The sequence below is a fragment of the Alloalcanivorax mobilis genome, assembly GCF_002864685.1.
GTDB lineage: Bacteria > Pseudomonadota > Gammaproteobacteria > Pseudomonadales > Alcanivoracaceae > Alloalcanivorax > Alloalcanivorax mobilis.
Window position 1 is genome coordinate 1 of the sequence record NZ_NMQZ01000020.1, and the last position, 6,752, is coordinate 6,752.

Consider the following 6,752-nt stretch of genomic DNA (forward strand, 5'->3'; position numbering starts at 1 on the left):
AAGATCCTGGAAGAAGCCAACACCAACCCCGAGACCGTCACCGAAGCGCCATTCACCCAGCCCGTGCGCCGGCTGGATGAAGTGAAGGCGGCGAAGGAGTTGGATTTGGTTTGGAGTGAGTGAGGGTGGGGGCCGAGTGATGCCGGGCCAGTGTGGTTAGAGTGATTTGCACTTCCTCATAAGTGGCGTCATAGTCAGGTTAGTACAATAAAGCACCAATGATGCGGTGCAAAAATTAAGTTCCTAACCCGGACTTGTCGCTAGATTGGGAATTTCGGAAGTTGGAACGGGGGCAAGATGTCTGCTGCGTTATATTCTGAATTTTTCAGGTCGAAGAATTTGGCGGAGATCGCTTGGTACGGAACAACCGAGGCCACGAGCCGTATTGCGAAAGTTCTTTTAAAAGAAAAACGGATCAGTAATTCTGAGCCTTTAAGGGAACTTTGCGATTTAGTATACGGAGAGCTTCTGGGGTCTTCCCGGCCGGAATATATTTATAAGAATCTTTTACTGTCGAAGACGGTTTTCGGAAAATATAGTCCTGCAACAACGTCTTGGTTGTACGAGTTCAAGGTTGGTGAAGCCAGAGCCGACGCTGTTCTTGTGAACGGTGATGCGACTGTTTTCGAAATAAAAACAGATCTAGATGATTTTAGTCGCGCGGAAAAGCAAGTTGAATCCTACTATAAATGCTTTGACAGAGTCGTCTTTGTTGTAAGCGAGAAGCAGAAGGACAAAGCTTTACGGTTGCTTCCTCCATCTGTGGGCATTCTTGGTTTGTCCAAGAGAGATCGCTTGGCCACCGTGCGAAATGCTAAGTCCTTCAGAAAAGAGCTGTCATCAGCTTCAATTTTCCATCTTTTTCGAAAAAAAGAAAGAGATATTCTGGAGGAAAAATATAAGATAGATACTCGCTCCGTACCTCCGATTCAGCGTTATCGGGCGGCCCTAGAAGCGGTTTCTGATCAACCGGCCCAGATAATTTATTCGGATTTTGTAGCAGCACTTCGCGCACGGGCCCCGGCTGAGAAGCGTGCGTCTATCGCTGCTCAGCTGCCGGAATCGCTGCGCGCGGCTGTGTTTGGCTACAATTTAAAGGATTCGGAGTGGCAGCTCTTAGCTTCCAGGTTGCAAGAGCCAATAAGGGAATTTTTATAAAATAAAAAGGGGATGTTATGTACTGGCCATTTTTCCGATCTAAACAAGAAGAGTTGCTGGCTCTAAAAGAGCTGGGGCCGAAGTTAAGTAATCTGATCGTTCCTATAATTAAACCTCATGCCGCAGGTCCGCGTGTGGAGGGACAAATAGGTCGAGTTCTAGAAACTGGCTTAAGAATCGCTCTAATTATGAATACCAACGAGGGCGCTCCGATACCTAGTTTGGCGGATGTTGCTGGAATGGAGCAGAGCCTTGAGAAGAAGTATAAAGGGCAGGTTTTTCCAGCACTTGAGGTTCGTCCAGGCATAAATAGTCACGATGTGGCTCATTTTGTTCGTGCATATAAAACGAGAGCTCTAGTATTTGTGCACCGCGCCCATACTTTGCCGGCTGTGAATTTCAGCGTACAAGGCGCCGTTCAGATCATTAACGCAAATGCCGTTCCTGAGAGTCTAGTTAACGCGTTACCGAAAAACCGGAATGTGCTTCTTCGCGATGGCTTTCAAAGGCAGCAAGTTAACGGCTCATATCCAGCCGCGTCGCACTTTGATGATCTCGCCTACACGTATACGGTATCGGGCTGGAATGGTTTTGGAGATTTTGCCGCTATTGGTGATGTGCCTTATAGCAAAGGCGGTGGCGAACCCAGCCATGTCGCGCTTCATCTAACAGAACCTAATACGAAGAACCAGTCTATTAAGTGCCTTCACTTTGTGTCGACTGTTCCTTCGGACAGTACTGATCGCCAAACCAAGTACTTTGACTCCTTGCAGAAACTTGTTAACTATACCGGTATTCCTGGAGCGGGAGCTTTAGCAACCGAAGGCGTGTCGGACTATTGTGCCAACCACGCGGAAGCGAGATTTCCTGGTTTGGGGTGTCCTAAGCGGTGGTCTACGAAGCATCATATCGAGTTGCTTCATAATTACTTAGTTGGCTCCGGCGCAACAGCTTGGGTTTGAGGTGGGAAGATCGAGCTAAATAGGGATGGGGTCAGGTCCAGATCTGACCCCATGGTCGCTGCCCAAGCGCCCCGAAGCTATCGTCTGTCAGGCCACCCGCCCGGACCTCCGCGCCAGCCACCAGTTTCTTCAAACAGGCCAAAGATAACCGCTGCCGCGCTCGGCATCGTCAAGCGCCTTCTCGACTACAACCAGCGCGCCCCCGCCATCTACTTGCCGCTGCTAGTGCCCGAGTGCTTCCGAGACGAGCCCACCGAAACTAAGGAAATCTTGGGTGACTTCATCAACGCAATGGCCGCTACAATAGAAGAAGCCAACACAAATCCGGAGGCCGTCACCAAAGTGCCGTTTACCCGCCCATGCGCTGCTTGGATGAGGTGAAGGCGGTGAAGGAGAGGATTCGGTTTCGGGTGAGAGCTGAGCGTACTTTAAGCGTTAGTCAGTCATTACTATTTGATGGGATTTTCTGGCCCCTTTACTTCGCGCGCGACAAGCGGGTACAGGTCTTGACTAGGATGTGAGTCACGCTTTTACTTTATCGAGATATAAGTCTATCTAAGCGCCATGCGTAAGTTGTGATGGGCAGCGCTCTTCGTTATTCAATGAGCGCGCTAGACATAATGTTTTTTTATTTGATCAAGAGCAAATAAAAATTATACTGATAAGGCAAAAAAATGAAAGAAGAATTTAAGTGGTATTTCCCGATGTCTGAGGATGACATCAATAATATATGGAATGGATGCCTTTTAACTGTCGATGCAAACGTTTTGCTGGATTTGTATCGATACCATGAAAGCACACGCAATACATTGATTGAAAGTTTGAAGCAGTTTAATGATCGATTATGGCTTTCAAATCAGGCTGCAGAAGAGTTTATCAGAAATAGAACTGGCGTGATTGTCTCTTCAGAAAAAACATTCAAGAAAGCAAAAGATGAAGTGGAGGAATTTAAAAACAGCCTTCAGAGCACTATATCACAACTAAAAGGCAATAGGATCATCCCCGATGAAATAGCTGATGGTCTAATGAAAAAGATAGGCCCAGCTATTGATGAGGCGCTCGATAAAATAACCGAGTCTAAGTCAGGTTACCCAAAATATTTGAATGATGATCCTATTCTTGAGCAATTGACAGAGCTCTTTCGTGGGTCGGTTGGAGCTGCTTTTTCTGAAGAAGAAATTCCTGGACTAATAAGAGAAGCTGAACATAGAGTGGAAAACAAAATTCCACCTGGGTACATGGATGATAACAAGGGCGATGATCGCCAATATGGAGATTATTTATTGTGGCGACAGATTCTTGATAAGTCTAAATTTGATGATAGGTCAATCATATTTGTGACATCGGAAAGAAAAGAAGACTGGTGGGAGAAGGTTTCTGGAAAGACCATTGGGCCGAGGCCCGAATTGCTTAGAGAGGCGTATGATTATACCGGAAAAAGGATTCTGATTTATCAAACGGATCGCTTTCTAGAATATTTATCCCAACGTTCGGGAAATACTCTTAATTCCGACGCGGTTGCTGAAATTAGAGCGGTTGATATGTTGCGCTCTGACATGGAGCACGCTGTTGAGGTTGTCGGGCATGATGTGACGAAAAGAACGGAAAGCTCGCAAGAAGGGGTTCTTGTAATTAATTTAACTCGCCCAGTTAAAAATATTACGGGAAGCGGATCTTTCGATCCTCATCTGCAAAATGTTCCGACTATAAATGTAATACTCGAATCCGCGCCTGATGAGCTGGGGAGTTATAAGTTAAGAGCAGGTGCGGGTACGAAATTTAATTTTAACCTGCATGTAATTAGTGCTGAGCGTAACCAGCTATTGCCAGTTGGCCAGTATGTTTTAAAGTACCAAGCAAGCTGTGAATCGCCCCAATCCGTTATGACCACTGTAAAAAAATTAGCTAAAGTGGTGGGGATGCCTACTGATTTGCTGATTAAGCAGTTTTTAGAAGCCGGCGTTGATGTAGAAAATGAAGAAGATGAGGTGTCAAATGACCAAAAACAACAATTACTAAAGTTTCTTAGAAGTACTCATGGGTAAAATAAATATGACTAGATGCATGCTGTCGCGGTGCATTTAAGATGAACGAGAAAGCATAATGGGCGCGAAGCGTTAGGTGCGGATTTATTTGTTGAATTTAATAATAAAAATTAAATTCGCCGGATAAGGATTTGGTGGATAGTGAGGTTTGTCGGTCGCTCCTTAAACGGTAAAATGAAGTTTGGACTTGACAATTTAAGTTAATGGTTGGGGAAGGAGATAATCAATATGAAAAAAATTAAATTACTTTGCTTTTTGGCGCTAGTGGCGCTGTCGGGTTGTACATTTTCGCCTTCAGTAAAAGAGTCGTATGGTCCGAGTGGTAATACATCATACGAGATTTCATGTAACAACATGTCGGCGTCGCTGGGAGCATGCTATCAAAAAGCCGGGGAAATTTGTAAGGAGAGAGGCTATAACGTGATCAGTCAGCATTCGGAGGCTCCTTTCGTCAGTATTATCGCCGAATGCAAGTGATCCACTCGCAAGGCTGTCCAAACGACAAGGCAACCCCGCTTGGACGAAGATGCCCCAGTTTTTCACTGGGGCTAGATCCTCACAGACCGCTATCTCGAACAATCGATAGTCGCCCATCCTCAACGGATATCGATACTGGTGTGCCGATAGTAAACCCAGCTTGTTCCAGCCAGGTACCTTTGAGAAGAAGGAAGGGAGTGATTGGATTGCCGCTGTAGGGTTTGCTCTTCAGGGTATAGTCCCGGTGGCCTTTGCGGACTTTGAGGGTGCGGTATTTCATGGTCGTGCTCCACTGATAGGGTCGTTTAAAGAGTGCCCATTAGGGCGGTCGGGCAGTTAAACACCGCTATCAGACGGCCACGCGCTTTTCCCGAAGGTCTTGTATGGCTACGCGCTACCCGACCATCGACTGGTCGTGGGCACAAAAGTACCGCATTCTGTCGGTCGAGACGACCGCTGATAGGGTGTGTTTAAGCACCGGTATCCAGGCTAGTCGTCCCGTCGTTTGAGCACAGTAGGCTGAGGCTGAAATCGTTGTAAGTCATTTGCGCTTCTGTTCGAAAGCATTTCCCTTCAGTGCAGGTAGCTTGATGACTGGCATGGCTGGACTGCTAGACCCGATCCGTCCAGTAACCCGGCTTGCGGGAATGATGGGCGAATGCAATGACAACCGTGGTCGACCCACGGCTCAGGGTAACGAGGGAAAAGGGAAAGCGATGCAAAAGCAATCGTTTGGCCCCGCGGCTGCCGGCTTTGCCACCCACGGGAGTGAGCGGTGGATTGGGTTCTTCAAGAAGGCGCACGGCGTGGACAAAAGCGTCAACCAGGTGAGCTCCAAGCCCCGGGTCTTCCTTTTCGTACCAGGCTGCAGATTCTTCCAGCTCTTGGGCAGCTTCCTTGCTGACTTCGACGATCAAAACTAATCCTTATCCGATCCGGGCCCGTATGCGTGCGAGAACGTCTTCAACATCCAGCAGTTGGGCTTTTCCGCTCTCCACTTCATTGATGCGGCGGCAAAGCTCAATGTCCCAGGCTTCGGCAACATCGGCATCGGCAGAGCCGTCCAGGCTGGCTATCAGGTCTCTGGCCAGCTTTGCCCGCTCCGCTTCGGAAAGCGCCAGGGCGGCGTCTCTCAGGGCTTCGGGGTCTGTACCCATGTCTCGCTCCATATGTGGTTCTATGGGGCTATGATGCCTTATGGGGCGCCATTATGCCCAGGGCGATGTTCTTGCGACATTGCGTGGATTTAGTGGGACAAACTCGAAGCTGACAAATCCACGTTTGCAGCAGCTTGCTAATCATCCCGATGCCTTGGCTGCCAGGCCGCCTACCGGGACATGCTGGTGAACGGGACCCCGGCCTTTGGCCGGGGCGCAAATTTTACCGACGAATGATTGAGAGCCGCCCTTCCTCCACGGTTACGGACACAGGGGTATCGATGGTGAATCCGGCCTGCTCCAGCCAGGTGCCTTTTAGGAGAAGAAAGGGAGTGATCGGGTTGCCGCTGCAGGGCTTGCTTTTCAGGGTGTAGTCCCGGTGGCCTTTGCGGACTTTGAGAGTGCGATATTTCATGGTGTTGCTCCGATAGATGATACGTCCAAGTTTGCCCTATAAGGGCGGTCGGGCAGTTGAACACCGCTCTATCAGACGGCCGCGCGCTTTCCCCGGAGGTATTGTATAGCTGCGCGCTACCCGACCATTGATTGGTCACGGGCGTTACAGTACCGCAAATCCAAAGGGTGCGGCGACTGCTGATAGTAGGTGTGTTCAAGCACCGATTGCCAGCGTAAAAGATGGCCCTCGACAGAGCTGTAAGAGTTTTAAGTCAATCCGTGTAAGCGATTTGCGCTTCGTCGGCGACGAAAGATCGTACGTCGCAGCAAGGCGAGATCTAGGGCGTCAGCGAATACTCCACCCTCGCCGCCAACTACCTGCTCAAGCGCCTCGAAGCCATCGGCTGCCAGGCCGCCTACCCCGAGCGCCGCGCCAGCCACGAATTCATCCTCACCTTCGCCAAACAGGCCAAGGACAACCACGTCACCGCGCTCGACATCGCCAAGCGCCTGCTCGACTACAACCAGCACGCCCCCACCATCTACTTCCCGCTGCT

Annotated in this window: 9 protein-coding genes; 4 read left to right on the top strand and 5 right to left on the bottom strand. The window is 49.1% G+C overall.

Annotation, left to right across the window (positions count from 1 at the left end; genetic code table 11):
- Nucleotides 1–297 precede the first annotated feature (297 nt).
- The 4 genes from CGS25_RS18990 (at nucleotide 298) to CGS25_RS19005 (ending at nucleotide 4,642) form a co-directional block, all read left to right on the top strand.
- The gene (locus CGS25_RS18990) at nucleotides 298–1,158 is read left to right on the top strand and encodes a sce7726 family protein (RefSeq protein WP_157933809.1); all 861 of its coding nucleotides are present in this window, start codon (nucleotides 298–300) and stop codon (nucleotides 1,156–1,158) included.
- Between the two features lie 17 nt (nucleotides 1,159–1,175).
- Nucleotides 1,176–2,120: a sce7725 family protein gene (locus CGS25_RS18995; protein ID WP_157933810.1), complete on the top strand. Its 945-nt coding sequence runs from the start codon at nucleotides 1,176–1,178 to the stop codon at nucleotides 2,118–2,120.
- Nucleotides 2,121–2,794: 674 nt separating this feature from the next.
- Nucleotides 2,795–4,165: a PIN-like domain-containing protein gene (locus CGS25_RS19000; RefSeq protein WP_157933811.1), complete on the top strand. Its 1,371-nt coding sequence runs from the start codon at nucleotides 2,795–2,797 to the stop codon at nucleotides 4,163–4,165.
- A gap of 228 nt (nucleotides 4,166–4,393) precedes the next feature.
- Entirely contained in the window at nucleotides 4,394–4,642 is a 249-nt protein-coding gene (locus CGS25_RS19005; RefSeq protein WP_157933812.1) for a hypothetical protein, read from the top strand.
- 79 nt (nucleotides 4,643–4,721) lie between these two features.
- On the opposite strand, the gene CGS25_RS11430 is transcribed toward CGS25_RS19005, so the two are convergent.
- The 5 genes from CGS25_RS11430 to CGS25_RS19415 all read right to left on the bottom strand — a co-directional run.
- Nucleotides 4,722–4,922, bottom strand: coding sequence for a SymE family type I addiction module toxin (locus CGS25_RS11430; RefSeq protein ID WP_101675521.1), 201 nt, complete (start codon nucleotides 4,920–4,922; stop codon nucleotides 4,722–4,724).
- A gap of 331 nt (nucleotides 4,923–5,253) precedes the next feature.
- Nucleotides 5,254–5,559, bottom strand: a complete 306-nt coding sequence (locus CGS25_RS19010) for a type II toxin-antitoxin system RelE/ParE family toxin (RefSeq protein WP_157933813.1) — start codon at nucleotides 5,557–5,559, stop codon at nucleotides 5,254–5,256.
- Between the two features lie 9 nt (nucleotides 5,560–5,568).
- Nucleotides 5,569–5,799, bottom strand: coding sequence for an addiction module protein (locus tag CGS25_RS11440; protein WP_101675523.1), 231 nt, complete (start codon nucleotides 5,797–5,799; stop codon nucleotides 5,569–5,571).
- A 223-nt stretch (nucleotides 5,800–6,022) separates the two neighbouring features.
- A complete protein-coding gene (locus tag CGS25_RS11445) occupies nucleotides 6,023–6,214 on the bottom strand; it encodes a SymE family type I addiction module toxin (RefSeq protein WP_101675524.1) in 192 nt (63 codons plus the stop codon).
- A gap of 248 nt (nucleotides 6,215–6,462) precedes the next feature.
- Nucleotides 6,463–6,752: hypothetical protein (locus tag CGS25_RS19415; RefSeq protein WP_232802371.1), on the bottom strand; the 290-nt coding region annotated here is incomplete at its 5' end.